The organism is Nonomuraea sp. NPDC050680, assembly GCF_040654555.1.
Classification (GTDB): Bacteria; Actinomycetota; Actinomycetes; order Streptosporangiales; family Streptosporangiaceae; genus Nonomuraea.
This window is the reverse complement of record NZ_JBFAIF010000001.1, coordinates 1,400,857-1,420,915: the sequence shown is the minus strand read 5'-3', so window position 1 is coordinate 1,420,915 and position 20,059 is coordinate 1,400,857. Positions and strand designations below refer to the sequence as shown.

The following is a 20,059-nucleotide window of genomic DNA, read 5'->3' as shown; positions in this document are numbered from 1 at the left end:
GGTGCCCTGCTCTTCAGTCGAGCCTGGCTTGGCCTTGCGGGGCCTTACTTGGCTGCCAGGGTGGCGGCCTGCTTGGCGATCGCCGACTTGCGGTTGGCGGCCTGGTTCTTGTGGATGACGCCCTTGCTGACGGCCTTGTCGAGCTGACGGGCGGCGGCCCGCTGCAGCTCGGCGGCCTGCTGGGCGTCGCCCTGCTCGGCGGCCTCGCGGAACTTGCGCACGGCCGTCTTCAGCGAAGACTTGACCGCCTTGTTGCGCAGGCGAGCCTTCTCGTTCTGCTTGTTGCGCTTGATCTGGGACTTGATGTTCGCCACGAAGAAGCCTCGGTAAAGTCTGAGTGATGGATGGGGCGCGCGGGCTCGTGAGAGGGGCGCGCCACACGCAGTTGAACAGGTTACCAATAACCCAGAGGGCAGCTCAAATCAACACCCTGGGAATTGGAGTCTCAGACCAGTGTACGGCCTCAGGAGAGCCACTCGGTGGTGTATTCGCGCCAATCCTCCTCCGTCGCGGCGAAATCGACGTACAGGGCCAGGCCGAACCGCTCCCGCCTGCCGTGCTCCGACAGGGCCAGCTTGGCGCCCTGGGCAGCCATGGCGACGCTCTCGGCGGCGTCGCTCCACCCGATGCCGTGGTCGTGGTAGGCGGGGGCGCCCATGAGGACCAGGGTCGTGTCCGGGACCAGATCGAGGGCGAGAGTAGCCTGCCGTACGACATAGCCCCCGTAAAGCGACTGCAGGGGAGTGAAGGAGTCGTACGTCATGATGGCCACCTGGTCGACGCGGCCGGCGGCCTGCCTGAAGTAGCCGCTCGACCAGTACTTGTCGTGGCCGATGACCGCGCGGGCGGGCAGGCGGATCAGGGGGTACGGCTCGATCTGGGGCGTCGAGATCGACAGCAGCTTGGTGTACTGGCGGGTTCTGTCGAGGAGGTCGAGGAACTCGCGGTCACCGTCACCGATCGGCTCGAAGTTGTAGTGGATGCCGTCGAAGCCGGTCTTCATGATGGCGGCGACTCCGGCAAGCACGTTCTCACGGGACCTGGCGTCGTCGAGGTCGAGGAAGCCGTCGACCTTCTGGCCGAGCCAGGCGGAGATGCGGACGCCGGGGAGGTACTGCCGCCCCCATTGAACGAAATTTCTTGCGCTGGGGTATTTATCGGGATTTAGGTGGCCATCCTTGTCGAACGGGCCCGCGTGGACGTACAGGTCCTTGATGCCCGTGGCGCGCAGGCGTACCGCCAGCCGCTCCACATCCTTCTCCGTACGACGGCCGTCGACCCAGGCGTGGCCGAGCCAGAGAGCGTCGTTACCCGTGCTCTTCGCCCAGGCCGCCGGGGCACCGGTAAACTGGAGGCGGAGCGCGCCGGCGAGGAGGCCGATCAGCGCGACGACGATGGCCAGGGCCAGCGCGACAAGGCGCAGGCCACGGCGAATGGCGGTTCGGGCAATCACCCGGGCATGTCACCATGAAAGACGCTTGACCTCAACCCTGTCGAAACGGACTTCGGTGCGCACTCAGCCTGGCCAGACCGACCCCGCGTTGATCCGCAACTTCTGCATCATCGCGCATATCGACCATGGCAAGTCGACCCTTGCCGATCGGATGCTGCAGATCACCGGCGTGGTCGACGACCGCTCCATGCGTGCCCAATACCTCGACAGGATGGACATCGAGCGGGAGCGCGGCATCACGATCAAGTCGCAGGCCGTGCGGCTGCCCTGGGACGGCCACGTCCTCAACATGATCGACACCCCGGGCCACGTCGACTTCACCTACGAGGTGTCCCGGTCGCTGCAGGCATGCGAGGGCGCGGTCCTCCTGGTCGACGCAGCTCAGGGCATCGAGGCCCAGACGCTGGCCAACCTCTACCTGGCCATGAACAACGACCTGCACATCATCCCGGTGCTCAACAAGATCGACCTGCCCGCCGCGCAGCCGGAGAAGTTCGCCGAGGAGCTCGCTGGCCTGATCGGCTGCGATCCGTCCGACGTGCTCAGGGTCTCGGGCAAGACCGGCGTGGGTGTGAGCGAGCTGCTCGACCACGTGGTGCAGACCATCCCCGCGCCCGTGGGCAAGGCCGACGAGGCCGCCCGCGCGCTGATCTTCGACTCGGTCTACGACACCTACCGGGGCGTCGTCACCTATGTCCGGGTCTTCGACGGCCACCTGGGCAAGCGCGAGCGCATCCTGATGATGTCGACCCAAGCCGCCCACGAGACACTGGAGATCGGCGTCATCTCGCCCGAGCCCAAGGTGTCGGAGCTGGGACTGGGCGTCGGCGAGGTGGGCTACCTGATCACCGGCGTCAAGGACGTGCGCCAGTCGCGCGTCGGTGACACCGTCACCTCGGTCGCCAAGGGCGCCACCGAGATGCTGGCAGGCTACGAGCACCCCAAGCCGATGGTGTTCTCCGGCCTCTATCCCATCGACGGCGACCAATATCCCGAGCTGCGCGAGGCCCTCGACAAGCTCCAGCTCAACGACGCCGCGCTGATCTACGAGCCGGAGACCTCGGCCGCGCTCGGCTTCGGCTTCCGCGTCGGCTTCCTCGGCCTGCTCCACATGGAGATCGTCCGCGAACGGCTGGAGCGCGAGTTCGGCCTGTCGCTGATCTCCACCGCGCCCAACGTCGTCTACCGGGTGGTCATGGAGGACGGCTCCGAGCTGACCGTCACCAACCCGTCGGAGTTCCCCACCGGCGGCAAGATCTCGCAGGTCTTCGAGCCGGTGACCAAGTCGACCATCCTGGCCCCGGCCGAGTTCATCGGCGTGATCATGGAGATCTGCCAGGGGCGGCGCGGTCAGCTCCGCGGCATGGACTACCTGTCGGAAGACCGGGTCGAGATCCGCTACACGCTGCCACTCGGCGAGATCATCTTCGACTTCTTCGACCAGCTCAAGTCGCGCACCCGCGGCTACGCCTCGCTCGACTACGAGCCCGACGGGGAGCTGGAGTCGGAGCTGGTCAAGGTCGACATCCTGCTCCAGGGCGAGGCCGTCGACGCCTTCAGCGCCATCGTCCACAAGGACAAGGCCTATGCCTACGGCGTCGACATGGCCAAGAAGCTGCGTGAGCTGATCCCCAGGCAGCAGTTCGAGGTGCCGATCCAGGCGGCCATCGGCGCCCGCGTCATCGCCCGCGAGAACATCCGCGCCATCCGCAAGGACGTCCTGGCCAAGTGCTACGGCGGCGACATCACGCGTAAGCGCAAGCTGCTGGAGAAGCAGAAGGAAGGCAAGAAGCGGATGAAGATGGTCGGGCGGGTCGAGGTGCCGCAGGAGGCGTTCGTCGCGGCGCTGTCGACCGACTCGAGCGCCGACAAGGCCAAGAAGTAGCTTTTCGGAAGCCCCGCACCCGTTTGTAGGTGCGGGGCTTTCGCATGTCCGCTTGCCTGCTGGCTGAACAGCTGTTTATAGTACTAAACATGTGTTCAGCATCTTCTGATCTGACCGCCCAGGCGAAGATCCGCAATGCGGCCATCACCCACTTCGCCCGCGACGGCTTCCGGAAGACCAACCTGCGGGCCGTCGCCGCCACGGCGGGGGTGAGCGCCGGTCTGGTCATCCACCACTTCGGCAGCAAGGACAAGCTCCGTGCCGTCTGCGACGAGCACGTCCTGCGGACGCTGGCCCGCAAGGGACGCGCCGGCCTGCAGAATTTGGCGCACGAATACCTGGCGGACCCGGCGGAGTACCACCTGTATGTGCGGTACATGGGCCGCGCCATCGAGGACGACTCGCCCGCCGGCGCCACGTTCGTGACCACGATGGTGGAGGAGACGGAGGCGACTCTGCGGTCCGGGATCGCCGACGGCTCCATGCGCCCCTCGTCCGACGTGCGGGCGCTGGCCGTGTTCAGCGTGCTGACCAGCCTCGCCACGCTCACCATGGCGCCGTCACTGGCGCGCGCCCTCGGCTACGAGACCTTCGGCCCGGAGGCCCTGCGGCGGCTCGCGCTGCCGACGCTCGAGGTCTACACGCACGGCTTGTACGCCGACGATTCCCTGCTCAAGGCGGCCCGTGACGCACTGACCGACCCGCGATGGGAAGACGCGCCGACCGACAGCCGACGGGAAAACTCGCCGACTGCCACCCGATGGGAAGAGGACTGACCCATGCCCCCAGAGACCCTTCCGGCGCTCACGCCGCTCCAGGAGACCCTGTGGCTGACGCTGTGCGGCCGGGCCCTCGACAACCGCTTGCCCCGCCCCATCCTCGGCGACAAGATGGCCGACGAGATCGTGCGCGAGGTCGGCTATGACTACAAGAAGTTCGGCCTCATCCCGAGCGCCGCGATCAACATCGCGCACCGGGCCAAGAAGCTGGACGAGGTGGCACAGCGGTTCTTCGCCCGCCACCCCGACGGGGTCGGCCTCGACCTCGGAGCCGGCCTGGACAGCCGGGTGCTGCGCATCTCCCCACCACCCACGGCCGACTGGTACGACATCGACTTCCCCGAGGTCATCGCCGCCCGGCGGCAACTGCTGCCTGCCCGCGCCACACCCCATGGCATCTCCGCCGACCTGACCGACCCCACGTGGCTGGACGCCCTGCCCGCCGACCGGCCCGCGGTGATCGTCGCCGACGGACTGATCGCGTTCCTCTCCCTGGAGGAGATGATCGCCTTGGTGGGCCGCCTCATCGGCCACTTCCCAAGCGGGGAGATAGCCTTCAACGGCTACCGCAGGTTCCACGTCTGGGCCCAGCAGCACCTTCCCATGGGCGCCACCAAAGCCGTCAGGGACATCACCAAGTTCTCCGGCCTCGACGATCCCCGGGACGCCGAACGCTGGCACCCCAAGCTGAAGCTGGTCAGGGAGATCCTGTGCACCAGGGAGCCCGAGGTCGCCCGGTTCCCGCCGGTCCTTCGCTGGTGGACCCGGCTGTGCGCGCCGAGCGCGGCCCTTTCCCGCCGGGGCAACGTCGTACTCCACTACCGTTTTTAGAGACCTTGAGCGTCAACAGCCCCGCGCACATCCCCTGTCCGCGCCCTCTACAGCCCTCGCGTCCTCTACCCATATCGAACACATCCTCTACAGACCGAGCACATCCGGGGTGCCGGCCAGGGCGCGCCAGCGGGCCGCCGGGTCATCCACCAGGCGGCGGGCCGCCAGATCGAGCAGCCCGCCCACGCTGGTCATCTCGGCCGCCAGCCGCCCGTCGGCATGCCTGAACTCCTGCGCGATCCTGAACGTCTTCCCCTCACCCCACAGAAACGCGCACGTCACCTCCACCTCGTCGCCGCCGCGCAGCTCACCGAGGTAGCGGATGGTGTTCTCCAGGGTCACCGGGCCCACGCCCGAACCCAGCATGTCGTCGACCGAGATGCCCGCCGCGCGCAGGCACTCCCAGCGGGCGTGGTCGCCGTACTGGTGATAAACGGCGCTGTTGACATGGCCCTGCGAGTCAAGCTCATAGCCGCGTACGGCGATGCGCACGGAAAAGGTCATGCCCGATCCTCCAGCCAGGTGTGCGACTTCGCGGTGAGGTAACGCAGACCGTCGTCGCGGATCTCGACCCAGTCGCCCCGCGCCCACCCGCCGGTCGTCTGGGGGGCGAACCCATGCCGCTGGAACAGCGCCGACGCCTCCTTCTGCGTCAACCCTCGCCGCCCCCACTCCTCGATGACCCGAGCCGTCCGCTCGTCCTCCCCGGCCTCCTCCTGCGCCTCGCCGAGGGCGGCGGCGAGCTCCTCGAACCCACGAGCGATCAGCCGGAGCGCGGCCTGCGTACGTGCGACATCCATCTCACATCGCCTACCAATCGATTGCGATTGCTAGCCGATCCTATCCGCAAGCTCCGCCGAGCGCCCCCCCACAAGGGGCCTCCGCTTCGCTCCGGGCGTTCTTCTCCCCGCCCGTTACCCGATTCGGTGGTTGGCCGTCTGATGCCCGCCCGCCCCCAACGGCCCTCCGCTACGCTACGGACGTCCTCCCAGCCGGGCTTACGCCCGACCCCTGAAGGGCCTCGCTGCGCTCGGACCGCCTTCCCAGGAACGCTTCGCCGGGTCGGCTGAATGGACTGACCTTGGCGGCAACATCATCGGGACTGGCACCGACTCCTACCGCCTGGCCAAGGCCCGCGCACCGTGTTTGGTCCAACCGAAACCATGTGGCTCTCTTCGCCCGGGCTGCCGCTTCCAGCGCTGCCCCGCAGGCTTTTCCGCACCCCGCCTGAGATTCGTGCTGCCGTTACGGCACATCAGGCCCGTCGGCGTGCTCGTACATGGGCATGAGCTGCCAAATTCGCTTACCCGACCAGAGGTGTGGTTGCGAACTACCTTCGGGGGAATCAGGTGAGCGCTCAGTTCCAGTGCGGCGGGCGGTGGTAGACGGCATCTCCCAGGCCGCTCACCACATCGGGGAACTGGGAGCGCCGCACAATGGCCCCCCCGATGGGGAACCACGCGTCGCTGCACCTGCGCAGGCCGTCCGCGCTTTTGCCAGGCGGGAATACGGCGACGACCCTCGTCTTGGTGCCACGGAACCCGTCGATCTCCCGGATCTTTTCGACCGCCCCGCAGAGATCCGAATCGGCCGACACGAGCATGACGACATCTACCTGCTTGAGGGCGACGTCAGCGACCATGGCGCTCGCGATGGCGACGTCGGTCTTCTTCTCCTCGTAGGACCGCCAGGTGGCGCCGCACTTCCGGCATTTCCTCAGCTGCTCCTGGAACCGGCCGAGCACCACATCGGTCCCGTGAGCCTTCAGCGCGGCCAGGTAGGCTCGCTGTCGTTCGACGGCGGGCGGGTCGGCGCGGACCAGCGTGGTGAAATACATGACCCGCTCCAGCCGTTGCCCGGACCTCAGCAGGTCCTGGGCCATCTTCACCAGGTCGAGCCATAGGTCCCGGCGCCCGCTCAGGGACTTGAGACCGTAATAGAGGTTGAAGCCGTCGACATACACCCCGACGCGCGCTGTTTCGCTGTTTGACTTGTCACCCACGGTAACCTTCCCTAACATGAAGTCATGCAACGCCTGGGGCTACGTTCCCGGGCTCTACGGCCCCCGGCGACGGGGGTCGTTTCTTTTTCGCTCTCATGTTCGAGAATAGTAAACGGTAAGTAACATGGCGATGGCTTTCCGTGACTTCAATGCATTCGGATCGAGAGCCCCTTCCCCGTCGCCCCCTGCCCCGCCTGGATCTTGCACGTCTTGCGGAGCTCCACCTCCCCGTCCGCCGAGGCGAGCTCCTCAGTGACCAGGTGTTTGGCCATGCCGCCCGTCTCCGTAACCCCGCAGTACTTCAGCGGGTCACACAGCGCGATGAAGTCGGAGCGCAGTTCGAAGTCCACGACCGCTCGCCGTCGATGCCCCGCATGCGCGGCACATGCAGGGCAAGTGTCAGGTTGGGGCGGCGCCGGGGCATTCCAGTCAGTCGAACAAGTGGATGTAGAACTGGTCGCTACGGACCACGCGATTGTTCTGCCCCATTGAGTTGGGTTGGCTTCGACGTTAATGCGATGTGCGGACATAGGGATCTATGGGTCATATTTCATCTGACGTGACCGAAAAGCAGGGCGACCCACACGTCATTTGCTGCATGGAGGGACCAGCGATCACTCTCGTGAATGACGGTCTGCCCGGCCCAGAGAGCCGTCCGACGAATGAACCGCAACCCGCCGAGCGTGATCATTTCGTAAACGACCTCGTCGCACTCGCAGGTCCACCGCACAACCCGGCCGCCCGGCTCGCCCCGGCGTGGAGAGTGCCACGTCAGCTGGTCGTAGTGCGGCCGCACGGTTGGCACGTGCGGTGCCGTGCAATGAGAGGGACACCGCCAGTGGCCCACCACCCAGCTCACCTCTTCACCTCCCATCCTCTGGACGCGACCCCGCCACCATGCCTTCTCCGAAGAAGACAGACACGGCCGCACCGGTGAACGCTTCCGCCCAGACCGCGCGCTGCCCCGCACCCAGCAGGCGCACGCCCCACGTGAGCGAGATCTGCTTGACCAGCCACAGACCGCGCCCGTGACAGTCGTCATTGCCGGACACACGCGAGTGGGGAACTGTGTTCGCCCCGTCATCGGTCACCTCAACGCGAACGATCTCGGCATCAACGGCGATGACCTCCACTGTGACCACCCCGCCATGCAGCCCGGAGGCAGTGTGGACCAGCGCGTTGGTGGCCAACTCGCTGACGATCAGCAGCGCATTCTCCACGTCCCGGTGCCCTGCCGCCGCCAGCATCTCCCCGACGCAGTGACGAGCCACCGCCACCGAATGCGCCACCCCCGGCAACACGACTTCGCCCAGAAACCGCTCGTTCACCGCGTCTCCTCCCGGACCTGTGTAACCGCATCCTCGTCGTACGCAGCCACCCACTGACCACGACCATGACCCCATGTGAAGACCCAGCCGTCGCCCCTCGGCGCGGCACACACCCGAAAAGCCCTCCGCGCCCGAGGAAGAGAAATGAACGGCTGGTCCCTTCGAGGCCACCGCACCGCCGGCGCCACCCTGAGCTGAGACAGATTCCACGCCAATCGCATTAAGTGCGCGAATAGCTCCTTATTGTTATCGGAAAATGGCATGTATGGACCTCCCTCACATATCGGGCAGGAGACTCTCCTCGGGATCTCATTCGATTGCCTGTCCCTGATACCTCAACCAGAACGGGCGAGAAGCGGCCTGTGATCACCTGAGGAGGTATCTTCAACAAGCTACAGCCATGATGCATCCAGCCGTATGCAAGTGGCAATATCCAAAATGGATGCAGCAATTTGCTCGTTCATCGCGGGTGCGCAACCCTCAGAGGACTTGCGACCTTGAGGCCGACATCTCTACAGCTTGAGGTGGACAAATGACAGGTGACAGCGGAAGCAGCCCCACGGTGAGGCGGCGCCGATTGGCGGCCGAACTGAGGCGGCTACGCAAGGAATCCGGCCTCACTACCGAGCAGGTTGCTAAACGACTTGAAGTCGCACAGTCATCGGTCAGTCGCATCGAAAGCGGTCGGCGAGGCATAAAAGCGTCCGATCTCCGGCTACTTCTGGAGATCTATGGTGTTGACGGCGAAAAGGTAGAGGAACTGCTCACTCTCGCGCGCCAGTCCCGCCAGCGGGGATGGTGGCACACCTACGGAGACGTTGTTCCAGAGTGGTTTCAAGTCTTGATCGGCCTGGAGGCCGAGGCGGAAGAGCGGCGATCTTACGACGTGGAGCTAATCCCCGGGCTACTTCAGACGGCCGACTACTTCCGCGCATACCTCGCGACCCTGCCAACCAGTTTCGGCAGTGACGATATTGATCGAAAAATCGCCTTTCGGATGGCCCGACAAGAGCGGATGCTGCAAGACGATGCCCGAAAGCTCTCCTTCGTCCTCAACGAGGCAAGTCTGCGGCGGGTCGCTGCTGCCAACATGGGTCCGCAGGCCCAGTTCGCGCGTCTGACTGAGCTATCACAGCTTCCCCACGTGACCTTGCAGGTTCTCCCGTTCAGTGCCGCCATGCATGCGGGAATGGGTGGCGGATTCGTCCTCCTGAGCTTCACGTCCCCTGATCCTGATGTGGTCTACATCGAGAACGAAGTCAGTGGTCTCTACCTTGAAGAACGGGCCGATGTGGACAGGTATAACCTGGTCTATGAACATTTGATGGCAAAGGCCCTCAATCCGGGACAGAGCCGGAGCTTCATCGCGAAGCTAGGTAAGGAAGCCTAATGAGCGAAACCCCCATCACCAGCAATGACGACGCAGCCCTCGTCTGGCGCAAGTCGAGGTTTAGCAACGCCAGCGGCGATTGCGTAGAAGTCGCCGCTTTACCCAGAGGTGGAGCTGCTGTGCGTGACAGCAAGGATCCCCACGGACTACAGCTCCGGTTCAGCGCGTCCGAGTGGGTCGCGTTCATCGATGGGGCCAAGGCAGGTGAATTCGACTTGCCGTCGGCCTGAACAAAGGCGACAGCCGAAGAAGAACGCCCTGGTCACCTGCGTGGCGATCGGGCGCACTTCATGTGCGTGCAGGGGACTCCGCAGAGATTTGATCATGCTTCCGGTGGGGGACGCCGCTCCGGAACGATGGCCTCACACCCCGGGCAGTGCCACAACCGGTGCTGTGGCGGCTCGCCTTGAGGAGTCCTACGGCAATGCGCTGTCAGGGCTCGTGGTGACGATCGACGACGGGTCCGTGCCGGAGGAGTACGTGGCGCTCGTCGACTCGGTCGGGCTCGCGCTCCTCGTCGTCCTAGGCTCGCTCGGGCCGAGCGAGCGGCTGGCCTTCGTCCTGCACGACATGTTCGCGGTGCCGGGCCACGAGGTCGGCCAGATCCTCGCAAGTCCGCCAACGGCCCCAAGATGATCGCCAGCCGCGCCTGCAGGAAGGTGCAGACGACCGAGCGGCCGGCGGACATCGGACACAGGGCAGATGTTCGCCGGCTCGGTCGCGCGTCATCAAGCCGCCCATCTCCGAGCGCGGACTCGCATGCGGGCGGTGAACTATCGCGTACACAACGTGTCTGGCGCTACTACCGTTTCAGATGACGGATCACCCGCCACCGATGGAGCCCCCGCTGTGTGGACCAAACACGCTGCCGTCATCGCCGCAGCCTTCACTCTGACCACCACCCCAGCAGACTGCGGCAACCACAGCACCACCAACCCCGAAGGCCGCCACGGCTGCGAGAACTCCTGGGGGCCACTCACCGCCGTCCAATTCGCATCAGCCGCGCCCCGAGTCAGAGTCAGCCTGCGCGTCACATGTGACCAGGAAGTCCTCACCACGTTCCACGCCCGGATCGCCATCGACCACAAGGACGGCCTATTCGCCGACTGGTACGAGGTGGATCACGACTACTACGAACAGCTACCTGGCCTGGCCAAGTCCTACACCCTCGTGTCCCCATGCCGGGATGGCGGCAGCTACCGCGCGCGTGCCTCCATCGTCGGCACGTTCACCAACGGCGAGCCTTACAAGGTGCAGGACGAGAGTTCCAGCAGCCACGTAGACTGCGACCACCCCGAACCGATCACCTGAGGGCCTGCCGGCGGCCGCTCACCACTCCCCACGGCGGGCACTCGATCACCGTACGGCCGAGCGGCGGCACCACCTCAAACGCCCAATGGGCCGCAACCTCAGGTTTGGCGTGCGGGATGTCCTCAGTGCTGTAGACGGGCATCGTCGTGACGTCCGGCTTCCGGCCGGGCCACACGCCCCAGCCCTCACCCCACCAGGCAACCCGCCAGACGTGCCGCCTCTCATCCAACTCGGCTACGTCAGCGTGGTCCGCAGGCGTGACTCGGCGGCGAGACCACCAGCGCCGCCGCACGAACGCGTGACCGTGCTGCGGGGCGCTCTTGCGGCCAGGAAGGTGCATGCGTTCAGCGTCGCACATGGTGTCACGCTTGTCGCCGCTACCAGCACGTTCGCCCCGTCCGCTGTCACCCTTAAGCGGCAGCCGCCAGTTTTTGGAACCCGCGCGCTTGCGGTTGGTCGGGTCCCCGACGCGGCTGCCCGGATACTTCTTTGGGCGCACGGTCTTTTCGCCAGCCTTCAGCGGAGCTGCTGCGCCAGTCCGACGATGATGCCCTCAGGGCCGCGGACGTAACAGAGCCGATAGGTGTCCTCGTACTGCTCCAGCGCGCCGACGAGTTCGGCGCCGTGGGCGCGCAGGCGGGCAATGACGTCCTCGATGTCGTCGACGGCGAACATGATGCGGCGAATGCCCAGCGTGTTCGCCGGCGCGTCTTTCGGTTCGGGGGTGATGGCCTTCGGCCGGTGGAACTTCGCCAGCTCTACTCGGCCGTGTCCGTCCGGAATCCGCAGCATGGCGATGTCCTGTCGGACATCGTCGAGCCCGATGACGCGCTCCGCCTGCTCCGCCCAACGTCCCTCAAGTGGCCCCCTGCCCTCCAGTTCCATGCCAAGTTCGACGAAGAACGCAATAACGGCATCCAGGTCGTCGACAACGATGAGGACGTTGTCCATCCGCTGAATCGCCATGCTGGGTCTCCTTTGGTGTGGTGTGGCCGCATGTGGCCCTGAGACGGAGCCGACAAGCCATTATCGACACTTCAACGGCTACGGCAGCTTCCATGTCTCGGCCCAGCAGCACGTTCCCATGGCCGCCACCCAAGCCGTCAGGGGAGTCACCAAGTTCCCCGGCCTCGACGATCCCCGGGACGCCGAACGCTGGCACCCCAAGCTGAAGCTGGTCAGGGAGATCCTGTGCACCCGGGAGCCCGAGGTCGCCCGGTTCCCGCCGGTCCTTTGCTGGTGGACCCGCCTGGGCGCGCTGAGCGCGGTCCGATGCCCGCGCCCAGCATGTTGTCGACCGAGATGCCCGCCGCGCGCAGGCACTCCCAGCGGGCGTGGTCGCCGTACTGGTGATAGACGGCGCTGTTGATACGGCCCTGCGAGTCAAGCTCATAGCCGCGTACGGCGATGCGCACGGAAAAGGTCACCAGGACACCATCCTTCTGGCGGGCATCGTCACGGTGCTTGGTGTCATGCCCGACCCTCCAGCCAGGTGTGCGACTTCGCGGTGAGGTAACGCAGACCGTCGTCGCGGATTTCGACCCAGTCGCCCCGCGCCCACCCGCCGGTCGTCTGGGGGGCGAACCCATGCCGCTGGAACAGCGCCGACGCCTCCTTCTGCGTCAACCCCCGCCGCCCCCACTCCTCGATGACCCGGGCCGTCCGCTCGTCCTCCCCGGCCTCCTCCTGCGCCTCGCCGAGGGCGGCGGCGAGCTCCTCGAACCCACGAGCGATCAGCCGGAGCGCGGCCTGTGTGCGAGCGACATCCATCCCTGCGAAGGAGTATGAAACGTTCATCGATCAGTGGAGCCCGCTGGTGCCCCGGATAGCTGCCGGCGCTGTGACCGCTGCCGCGGCGGTACGGGCCCGAACCGAGGTCATGGACCTCTACCGCCGCTTCCCGGTGCTGCCTGTTGTCCTTCTGCCGCCAGAGTGGCCGCGCAGAGGTGCCCGGGGCCTATTTGTCCAGGTCCACGACGGTCTCCTGCGGCCTGGGCAGGACCACGTCCGTGCCGTGGTGGCCAGCGTCGCGGACGGACATTGCCCCGCAATCGAGGCGCCCACGGTCGCGGATATGGCCGCCGGGATTCCTCACGCCGCGGACTGATCCCTCCGCACCACGTCATCTATGCCGGCCGCCGTCGGTTTCCATCGACGTTGACACTTAATCGCACCGCAGTAACACTTCACCCGCCTCAGCCTCACATCCGGTGCACACCGGAGCGCCGGATGTGACAGGCAAGTCACCCTCCACCTGTGGTATCTGAGGAGGCACATCACATGGCAGACGAGGCTCCCCAGCACAGTTCCTCTCCGTCAGATGGCCGTCCTGGGCGACGCGAGCGCGCCTGGCGCGACCACCCCGTGCTGGTGACCCCGGCGGCCGCCCTCATATCAGCTGCCCCGTCGGCGCGTTCTTCGCAGACGACCACACACTTCGAGGCGGCCGGGGCCCGGCAGATCGCCGGCCTGGTCACCACGGCGGTACGCGATCAGCAACTCTCCCTCACCGCTTACCTGCGGCCTTGATCGACTCGCCTCCCAAGGGCGACGTCACACGGCGCGGGATGTTGAGGTCAACATCCCCCTTCAGCCCGTCGGCAACACGCACCGCGAGATTGGGGCAACACCGTGACAAACCATCCGCGTCCCCTCCGCCTAATCCTGCTCAGCGTTCTGAGTGCGCTGGCCCTGGTACCAGTAGCAGCCCTCGCGAGCGCCCAACCGGCCAGCGCCGACACCAGCCAGTTCAGGGGGGTGAACTGGGCTGTACCCGGCGACAACTTCGTCAGAGGCCCGCTCGTCCTCGATGGGCTGACCCAATCCGACAGCTACGCGACCGTCCAGGCCAAGGCGGACGCCATCTACAACGGGTTTGAGAGCCAGCTCGGCGTCAACACCGTGCGGTTACCGGTCAACACCCACACCGTCGGTTCGTCGTGGTGGAACGCCTACCGCGGAACTATCGACGCCGCTACCGCCAGGGGGCTCAAAGTTATCCTCGCCTACTGGGAGGACGCCGCGGCCTCAGGCGGCCGGATAACCGACACGGCCGCCTTCAACGCGATGTGGAACACCGTGACCGCCCAGTACGGCTCCAACGACCTGGTCTACTTCGAGCCGATGAACGAACCCCACGGCTACAGCGCCTCCGAGTGGACCAACTTCGCCGCCTCGTGGATCAACGCCCGCTCGTCCATACCGAAGGGCCGGATCCTCGTGGGCGGCACCGGTTACAGCCAGGACCTCAGGCCGGTCTGTGCCGACAACCGCCTCAGCGGAACGCTGCTGTCCTATCACCACTACGCCTTCTTCTACGGCGAGAAGGACTATGCCGGCTGGGTCCAGAGCTTCCGCGAGCGGCTGGGCACCTGCGCCTCCCGCGCGGTCACGACCGAGTTCGGCGCTCAGATGGACCTCGGCCTCAATTACAACGACGCGGGCAGCACCAACAACTTCGTCCGCTACTTCCGCGCGGACACCGATTCCATGCGGGACCTGCACATGGGTTCTGTCTACTGGCCGGCGCTCGGGGGAAAGAACAGCGGGAACGGCTACGACCATTACTCCATGTTCGCGCTCCAAGGCAGCGGCACCAACCTGACCTTGAGCATCCGCAACGCCACCGGCGCCGCGCGCCTCAGGTACGGCTGGGGCGACGGTGGGACTGGCACTCCCGGAATGGTCACCCTCACGGCATCGAACTCGGGCAAGTGCGTCGACGTCGTCAGCGCGTCCACGGCGGACGGGGCCGAGATCGCCCAATACGGCTGCAGCGGCGGCGGCAACCAACGGTGGGAGTTCCGCGACCTTGGCACCGGCTACTACCAGATCGTCGCCGGGCACTCCGGCAAATGCCTCGATGTGGATGCGGCCTCGACCGCCAACAACGCCAGGATCATCCAGTGGACCTGCGGCAGCGGGCAGAACCAGCAATGGCAGGTACAGGACGCCGGCAGCGGCCGGGTGCGACTGATCGCACGCCACTCCGGCAAATGCCTTGACGTCCCGAGCAACTCCACCGCCGACGGCACCCGCCTGATCCAGTACACCTGCGGCAGCGGGCAGAACCAGCAGTTCACACGGAATGCTGCATAAGCTCAATAACGCCCAGCGGCGCGCCGCTGGGCGTCGGACGGGGGCGAGGCCGTTTCGGCCTCCGCAAACGACCAGCCGTAGAACCGCAGGTAACCTGACGTCTCCTCGCCAGGCGCCGCCTTCAACAGCTCGTTGGCCCGCTCCATGTCGGCGTCCGGCCGACCGCCCGCGAGTCCACAGCCCTGGTTCCCCGTGTACGCCGGGGATTCTGTCGGTGGCGCCCGCTACCTTGCTGTCCGAACACCTGTGCGATAGGAGGATGGCATGATTGCCGCTGAGCAATTCGAGCGTGCCGCTGTTCTGGGGGTCGCCGTGGCGGAGGAGATGCGGCGGTTGCTGAGGCTCCACGCGGTGCCGACCGGGGCGGCGGGTGATGGCACCGTCCTGGTCGACGTGCCCTATCCCGATGCGGCCGTGGTGGTGGCCGTGCTCGATGTGGCCGCCGACTGTTTCGGCGAACGCGGCGGCTCGGTCGAGGAGACCCGCCAGGCCGCGCTGGAGACGGTCTTACAACTGGCAGGCTTTGATGACGAGTCCCAGCTCAACCACATGGGGGTCACGGGTCCGGGTGGACGAGACCGCGGCGGTACGCGTACGTGACGGCCTGCGCGCGGTCTCTCAGACGGGCCTTGGCGAAGAGGTTGTTGATGTGGGTCTTGACGGTGGCCTCGCTGATGAAGAGGCGGGTGGCGATCTCGCTGTTCGACAAGCCGTCGGCGATGAGCCGCAGCACGTCGACCTCGCGTGGCGTCAGGCCGTCGCGTGCGCCGGCGAGCGCTTCCTCGCCGGCGCTCGTAGCCGTGTCTGCGCTGCCGGCAGCGCGCCGTTCGATTGTCGCGTCCGGCCTGCCGGGGGCCGGCAGGGGAGGCTGCCGGAGAGCGGTGGGACCATCGGCGAGGTCAGGCTGTGCGTCCGGGTCGGGATCAGGTCGCACATCAGGGAGTTGGCCTCCATCGGGAGCGGTCCGGTGCGGCTGTTCGTCGCCCCAGGGCCGGCCGTCGCCGGGAGCCGTCATGGCGTCGAGGAGACGGCGTTGGACGGCGGGGTCGAGCTGGGCGTTACCGCATACGACGGTGGCGATGGCCTTGGCGATCTCGTCCGAGTCCGCGCTCTTGGTCAGAAAGCCGCGTGCCCCAGCCCTCAGCGCGGCGAACACCGACTCGTCGTCCGAATACGTGGTGAGCACCACAACCTGGGTGTCCGGGTGCTCGGCGCGGATGCGGCGGGTGGCCTCGACGCCGTCCATGCGCGGCATCCGGAGGTCCATCAGCGCCACGTCGGGTCGCCGCTCCGCGACCAGGCGGAGTGCGGCCTCGCCGTCCCCGGCCGAACCGACCACCTCGATCCCCGGCAGCAGCCCGAGCAGCAGGACCAGCCCCTCGCGGACGACAGCCTGGTCATCGACGACCACGACCGTGATGCTCATGATCCGGTCACCGTAGCCCACCGGTCGAGACCGGCGGGGCTGTCGGACGTGCGGGAAGTCCAGTGGGGACCATGCGGGCGCCAGCCTAGGAGACCGCCGGGGCGGTCGGACGTGCGGAGGCCCTGCGGGCGGCAGCCTAGAAGGCCGGCAGGTGGGCGCGAGTCGCCGTTCATCTCACTCGTCGCAAGGTTCACGCCGGGACCCACAAATGGACGTGGAAACCGTCGGTCGTCTCGCCCGCTGACAGGGTGCCGCCGAGAAGCTCGGCTCGTTCGCGCATGCCCACGAGGCCATATCCTCCCCCAGGTGTGCCTCGCTCGGCTCCGGCGGGGTTGGTGATGCGGAGATCGCATGAGCCGGGCTCGTACACCAGTCTGATCGTGGCCGGAGAGCCGGGAGCGTGGCGCCGTACGTTCGTCAGCGCCTCCTGGGCGGTGCGCAGCAGGGCGAGCTCCGTCTCCGGGGGCAGGCGGTGCTCCGTACCTGAGATCTGCAGCGTGCACGCCCGGTCGGTGGTCGCCTGGAACTCCTCCGCCAGCGTCCGAAGCGCCTGCGGAAGGGCGGGCGCGTCTTCGCGCAGGGCCGACACCGCGCGCCGGGCTTCCTCGAGTCCGGCTTTGGCCAGGTCGCGCGCGCGGACGACGCGGTCGAGCGCTTCGTCGGTCTTGTCCGCGCGGAGCAGGAGCTTGGCGCCCTCCAGGTGTACGAGCTGCGCTGACAGCGAGTGGGCGAGGATGTCATGGATCTCTCTGGCGATCCGCGCCCTTTCGGCGAGTACGGCCTCGCGGGCCTCGGCGGCTCTGGCGGCCCGGCGTTCCTTGACCGAGTACGCCACCAGGAACACCAGGCAGGCGCTGAGGATGAGGCTGAGATCGCGACCCAGCCGCCCGTAGATCGCCCCCTCCACGAGCAGCCCGCCGATGGCCAGCCCGCCGATGGGCACCGAGTGGCGCAGCGGCAGCCTGACCGCCGCTATCCCGAGGCAGTAGAGCAGTACGGCGAGTGCCGGGCCGCCGTCGACCACCGCGTCGAGGATGATCGCGAGAACGACCGACAAGCCGAGCGCGATCGCCATGACAGGCGCCCGGGACGTGATCGCCGCGATGGGAGGTCGGGCCGCGATCGCTCTGACGGACAGGCGGGCCGCGATCGTGATGCGGAGCACGCGGGAGGCGATCGCTCTGACCAGAACACCGAAGGCGACTCCCTTTCGCGACCCACCGACGGGCTCGGACGGGCGTGACGCCATGTGGTCCAGCGGTGGTTGGGGCATCACTTGGTCCTGAGGTGGTCGGGACGGTGCTCGGTCTGACTGGGGTCGAGGCGGCGGTGGGGATGAGGGATGCGGGGCCTTCTGGCCCTGTCGGAGTGTGGACCTCTTGCGGGTCAGGGGGAGTTGGACGACGAGCAGCAGGATCACTATGGCCGCGGTAAGTGTGGTGACCGTCAGGCTGGCGCCGGTCAAACCAAGCGTGGGTTTGGTCCGTATCTGTGCCCATACGAACACCACGATCGCCCCCAACCGCAGGACGAAGGGGACGATCTTTGACGGGCCTGGCATCACTCCACGAAGTTATCCGCCCGCACGGTCGTACCGGAAAGGGCGCGGCCGCGACGGGCGACGAGCAGGGCCTGGGCGCCGATGGTCAGGCCGATGAAGAACAGGATGCCGGAGGTTGAGACGGTCAGGCCCAGGGCGGTACCGGCGAAGTACAGGCCCACGCGGCTCGCGACCGAGGCCAGCCAGGCCAGAAGGGTTAGGGGAGTGGCCTTCGACCAGGTCACCCCGGCCTCGTCCATCCAGACGCGTACGGTCGCGGCGCGGACGGCGCCGAAGACCACGGCGGCGATGGCCTCCACAGCCACGAGGGCCAGACTGAGGGCCAGATGGCCACCGTCGACGAGGCCACCGGTGAGCAGGCCCAGCGCGACGAGGGCGGCCGAGACATAGACGATGCCGTTTCTGGCCGTGGGGCGGGTCATCATCTGCCGGTAGACGACGAAGACGACGACGGCGGGGATGAGCAGTGCGCTCAGCAGGGGATCCATGGGTCTGACGGTAGGGAATGGCGGTGCGGCCGCGGATCGGACCGGGGGTTGAGTCCTGGATCTCCACCCTGGGGTGGAGACCGCGGAGGTGCGGACGCGGCAGGAAGCGCCCAGGACCGCGGACGGTGCGGACGCGGCAGGAAGCGCCCAGGACCGCGGACGGTGCGGACGCGGCAGAAAGCGCCCAGGACCGTGGCGCCGCTGGATCGGGCAGTCAGTGGCAGCGGGCAGACTGGAGGCGTGCCATCCACCCTGCCCGACGGCGACGCCGCGCCCTCTTCCGGCGACCTGCCCGAGAGTGCGCTGCGCGGTCTCGGCGAGCGTCCGTTCGGCTTCTACGTGCATGTCCCGTTCTGCGTGACGCGCTGCGGCTACTGCGACTTCAACACCTACACCGCCGCCGAGCTGGGCCCCGGTGCCTCGCACCGCGACTACGCCGACACGGCCATCGAGGAGGTACGGCTGGCCCGACGTGTCCTCGGTGACGTGGAGCTCCCGGTCGAGACCGTGTTCTTCGGTGGCGGCACGCCCACCCTGCTGCCCGCGGAAGACCTGGGCCGGATCCTCGGCGCGATCGACGCGGAGTTCGGACTCAAGGCGGGCGCTGAGGTGACCACCGAGGCCAATCCCGAGTCGGTCGACCCGGCCTACCTCGGCAGGCTGCTGGACGGCGGCTTCAACCGGGTCAGCTTCGGCATGCAGAGCGCCAGGGAGCACGTGCTCAAGGTGCTCGACCGGCAGCACACGCCCGGCCGGGCGGCGCAGGCCGTACAAGAAGCCAAGAAGGCGGGTTTCGAGCACGTCAACCTGGACCTGATCTACAGCACGCCCGGCGAGTCCGACGACGACTGGCGGGCGTCGCTGGAGGCGGCGATCGCCGCCGAGCCCGACCACGTCTCCGCCTACTCGCTGATCGTGGAGGAGGGCACGCGGCTGGCCGCCAGGATCAGGCGCGGCGAGCTCCCGATGCCCGACGACGACGTGGCCGCCGACCGCTACCAGATCGCCGACACGCTGCTGGCGGAGGCGGGCTTCCGCTGGTACGAGGTGTCCAACTGGGCCACGGATGACGAGGCGCGGTGCCGGCACAACCTGCTCTACTGGACCGGCGGCGACTGGTGGGCCGCCGGCCCCGGCGCGCACAGCCACGTGGGCGGCACCCGCTGGTGGAACGTCAAGCACCCGGCCGCCTACGCCCAGCGCCTGGCCGCGGGCACTTCACCCGCGCACGCGCGCGAAGTGCTCGCCGACGACGACCGCGACGCTGAACGCCTGATGCTGGAGCTCCGGCTGGCCTCCGGCTATCCGGTCGCCGACGTCGCTCCGGGCGCGCGTACGGCCGTCGCGGTGGCGCTGGGCGACGGCCTGCTGGAGCCGGAGCCGTTCAAGACGGGCCGGCTGGTCCTCACCCAGCGCGGCCGGCTCATGGCCGATGCCCTGGTGCGGGATCTGCTCGGCTGACCATGCGATTGCCTTGGTACGGGATCTGCTCGCCTGACCGTTGCCC

At 67.1% G+C, this 20,059-nt stretch carries 26 protein-coding genes; 12 read left to right on the top strand and 14 right to left on the bottom strand.

Translation table 11 applies throughout. The features are described 5' to 3' along the window. Positions 1-44: 44 nt before the first annotated feature. Together rpsT and AB0H88_RS06505 are read right to left on the bottom strand one after the other, a co-directional pair. On the bottom strand, positions 45-314 hold the full coding sequence (gene rpsT / locus AB0H88_RS06510) for a 30S ribosomal protein S20 (RefSeq protein WP_225290724.1): 270 nt from the start codon (positions 312-314) through the stop codon (positions 45-47). Between the two features lie 149 nt (positions 315-463). Then, positions 464-1,453 carry a hypothetical protein gene (locus AB0H88_RS06505; RefSeq protein ID WP_357641919.1) on the bottom strand — a complete coding sequence of 330 codons (990 nt, stop codon included), beginning with the start codon at positions 1,451-1,453 and terminating at the stop codon, positions 464-466. A gap of 55 nt (positions 1,454-1,508) precedes the next feature. On the opposite strand from AB0H88_RS06505, the gene lepA reads away from it, so the two are divergent. From lepA to AB0H88_RS06490, 3 genes are all read left to right on the top strand, one after another. After that, positions 1,509-3,338, top strand: coding sequence for a translation elongation factor 4 (gene lepA / locus AB0H88_RS06500; protein WP_357641917.1), 1,830 nt, complete (start codon positions 1,509-1,511; stop codon positions 3,336-3,338). An 89-nt stretch (positions 3,339-3,427) separates the two neighbouring features. Then, positions 3,428-4,114: a TetR family transcriptional regulator gene (locus tag AB0H88_RS06495; RefSeq protein ID WP_357641915.1), complete on the top strand. Its 687-nt coding sequence runs from the start codon at positions 3,428-3,430 to the stop codon at positions 4,112-4,114. A gap of 3 nt (positions 4,115-4,117) precedes the next feature. Continuing rightward, the gene (locus AB0H88_RS06490) at positions 4,118-4,948 is read left to right on the top strand and encodes a class I SAM-dependent methyltransferase (RefSeq protein WP_357641913.1); all 831 of its coding nucleotides are present in this window, start codon (positions 4,118-4,120) and stop codon (positions 4,946-4,948) included. Between the two features lie 87 nt (positions 4,949-5,035). Here the strand turns inward: AB0H88_RS06490 and AB0H88_RS06485 are convergent, their stop codons facing one another. The 5 genes from AB0H88_RS06485 to AB0H88_RS06465 all read right to left on the bottom strand — a co-directional run bounded on the left by AB0H88_RS06485 (position 5,036) and on the right by AB0H88_RS06465 (position 8,278). Next, positions 5,036-5,452, bottom strand: coding sequence for an acyl-CoA thioesterase (locus AB0H88_RS06485; RefSeq protein WP_357641911.1), 417 nt, complete (start codon positions 5,450-5,452; stop codon positions 5,036-5,038). Further along, positions 5,449-5,748 (bottom strand): hypothetical protein, encoded by a 300-nt coding sequence (locus AB0H88_RS06480; RefSeq protein ID WP_357641909.1) that lies wholly within the window; start codon positions 5,746-5,748, stop codon positions 5,449-5,451. The genes AB0H88_RS06485 and AB0H88_RS06480 overlap by 4 nt, the downstream gene beginning before the upstream one ends. 557 nt (positions 5,749-6,305) lie before the next feature. Further along, the gene (locus AB0H88_RS06475; protein WP_357641907.1) at positions 6,306-6,950 is read right to left on the bottom strand and encodes an NYN domain-containing protein; all 645 of its coding nucleotides are present in this window, start codon (positions 6,948-6,950) and stop codon (positions 6,306-6,308) included. Positions 6,951-7,096: 146 nt separating this feature from the next. After that, on the bottom strand, positions 7,097-7,300 hold the full coding sequence (locus tag AB0H88_RS06470) for an RNA-binding S4 domain-containing protein (protein ID WP_357641905.1): 204 nt from the start codon (positions 7,298-7,300) through the stop codon (positions 7,097-7,099). Between the two features lie 513 nt (positions 7,301-7,813). Next, the gene (locus tag AB0H88_RS06465; RefSeq protein WP_357641903.1) at positions 7,814-8,278 is read right to left on the bottom strand and encodes an ATP-binding protein; all 465 of its coding nucleotides are present in this window, start codon (positions 8,276-8,278) and stop codon (positions 7,814-7,816) included. A 532-nt stretch (positions 8,279-8,810) separates the two neighbouring features. On the opposite strand from AB0H88_RS06465, the gene AB0H88_RS06460 reads away from it, so the two are divergent. From AB0H88_RS06460 to AB0H88_RS06445, 4 genes are all read left to right on the top strand, one after another. Further along, positions 8,811-9,668: a helix-turn-helix transcriptional regulator gene (locus AB0H88_RS06460; protein ID WP_357641901.1), complete on the top strand. Its 858-nt coding sequence runs from the start codon at positions 8,811-8,813 to the stop codon at positions 9,666-9,668. Further along, entirely contained in the window at positions 9,668-9,898 is a 231-nt protein-coding gene (locus tag AB0H88_RS06455; RefSeq protein WP_357641899.1) for a DUF397 domain-containing protein, read from the top strand. The genes AB0H88_RS06460 and AB0H88_RS06455 overlap by 1 nt, the downstream gene beginning before the upstream one ends. Positions 9,899-10,061: 163 nt before the next feature. Further along, positions 10,062-10,304, top strand: a complete 243-nt coding sequence (locus tag AB0H88_RS06450) for a hypothetical protein (protein WP_357641897.1) — start codon at positions 10,062-10,064, stop codon at positions 10,302-10,304. 213 nt (positions 10,305-10,517) lie between these two features. After that, on the top strand, positions 10,518-10,979 hold the full coding sequence (locus AB0H88_RS06445) for a hypothetical protein (protein ID WP_357641895.1): 462 nt from the start codon (positions 10,518-10,520) through the stop codon (positions 10,977-10,979). On the opposite strand, the gene AB0H88_RS06440 is transcribed toward AB0H88_RS06445, so the two are convergent. The 4 genes from AB0H88_RS06440 to AB0H88_RS06425 all read right to left on the bottom strand — a co-directional run bounded on the left by AB0H88_RS06440 (position 10,972) and on the right by AB0H88_RS06425 (position 12,749). Further along, complete coding sequence (locus tag AB0H88_RS06440) at positions 10,972-11,319, bottom strand: hypothetical protein (protein ID WP_357641893.1); 348 nt, start codon at positions 11,317-11,319, stop codon at positions 10,972-10,974. The two genes, AB0H88_RS06445 and AB0H88_RS06440, sit on opposite strands and share 8 nt — an antisense overlap. 176 nt (positions 11,320-11,495) lie before the next feature. Then, entirely contained in the window at positions 11,496-11,945 is a 450-nt protein-coding gene (locus AB0H88_RS06435; RefSeq protein WP_357641891.1) for a VOC family protein, read from the bottom strand. A gap of 212 nt (positions 11,946-12,157) precedes the next feature. Beyond that, on the bottom strand, positions 12,158-12,406 hold the full coding sequence (locus AB0H88_RS06430) for a hypothetical protein (RefSeq protein WP_357641889.1): 249 nt from the start codon (positions 12,404-12,406) through the stop codon (positions 12,158-12,160). Between the two features lie 43 nt (positions 12,407-12,449). Then, positions 12,450-12,749, bottom strand: coding sequence for a hypothetical protein (locus AB0H88_RS06425; protein ID WP_357641888.1), 300 nt, complete (start codon positions 12,747-12,749; stop codon positions 12,450-12,452). Between AB0H88_RS06425 and AB0H88_RS06420 the strand changes: the two genes are divergently transcribed. From AB0H88_RS06420 to AB0H88_RS06405, 4 genes are all read left to right on the top strand, one after another. Further along, entirely contained in the window at positions 12,733-13,086 is a 354-nt protein-coding gene (locus AB0H88_RS06420) for a PaaX family transcriptional regulator C-terminal domain-containing protein (RefSeq protein WP_357641886.1), read from the top strand. The genes AB0H88_RS06425 and AB0H88_RS06420 overlap by 17 nt on opposite strands. 173 nt (positions 13,087-13,259) lie before the next feature. After that, the gene (locus AB0H88_RS06415) at positions 13,260-13,508 is read left to right on the top strand and encodes a hypothetical protein (protein WP_357641884.1); all 249 of its coding nucleotides are present in this window, start codon (positions 13,260-13,262) and stop codon (positions 13,506-13,508) included. A 228-nt stretch (positions 13,509-13,736) separates the two neighbouring features. Further along, complete coding sequence (locus AB0H88_RS06410; protein ID WP_357641882.1) at positions 13,737-15,077, top strand: RICIN domain-containing protein; 1,341 nt, start codon at positions 13,737-13,739, stop codon at positions 15,075-15,077. A 264-nt stretch (positions 15,078-15,341) separates the two neighbouring features. Next, positions 15,342-15,677, top strand: a complete 336-nt coding sequence (locus AB0H88_RS06405; protein WP_357641880.1) for a hypothetical protein — start codon at positions 15,342-15,344, stop codon at positions 15,675-15,677. On the opposite strand, the gene AB0H88_RS06400 is transcribed toward AB0H88_RS06405, so the two are convergent. The 3 genes from AB0H88_RS06400 to AB0H88_RS06390 all read right to left on the bottom strand — a co-directional run bounded on the left by AB0H88_RS06400 (position 15,634) and on the right by AB0H88_RS06390 (position 18,552). Then, entirely contained in the window at positions 15,634-16,503 is an 870-nt protein-coding gene (locus AB0H88_RS06400; RefSeq protein WP_357641878.1) for a response regulator transcription factor, read from the bottom strand. The two genes, AB0H88_RS06405 and AB0H88_RS06400, sit on opposite strands and share 44 nt — an antisense overlap. A gap of 190 nt (positions 16,504-16,693) precedes the next feature. After that, positions 16,694-17,776, bottom strand: a complete 1,083-nt coding sequence (locus tag AB0H88_RS06395) for a histidine kinase (protein ID WP_357641876.1) — start codon at positions 17,774-17,776, stop codon at positions 16,694-16,696. A 287-nt stretch (positions 17,777-18,063) separates the two neighbouring features. Next, a complete protein-coding gene (locus AB0H88_RS06390; RefSeq protein ID WP_357641874.1) occupies positions 18,064-18,552 on the bottom strand; it encodes a hypothetical protein in 489 nt (162 codons plus the stop codon). A 240-nt stretch (positions 18,553-18,792) separates the two neighbouring features. On the opposite strand from AB0H88_RS06390, the gene hemW reads away from it, so the two are divergent. Further along, positions 18,793-20,013: a radical SAM family heme chaperone HemW gene (gene hemW, locus AB0H88_RS06385; protein WP_357641873.1), complete on the top strand. Its 1,221-nt coding sequence runs from the start codon at positions 18,793-18,795 to the stop codon at positions 20,011-20,013. Positions 20,014-20,059 lie beyond the last annotated feature (46 nt).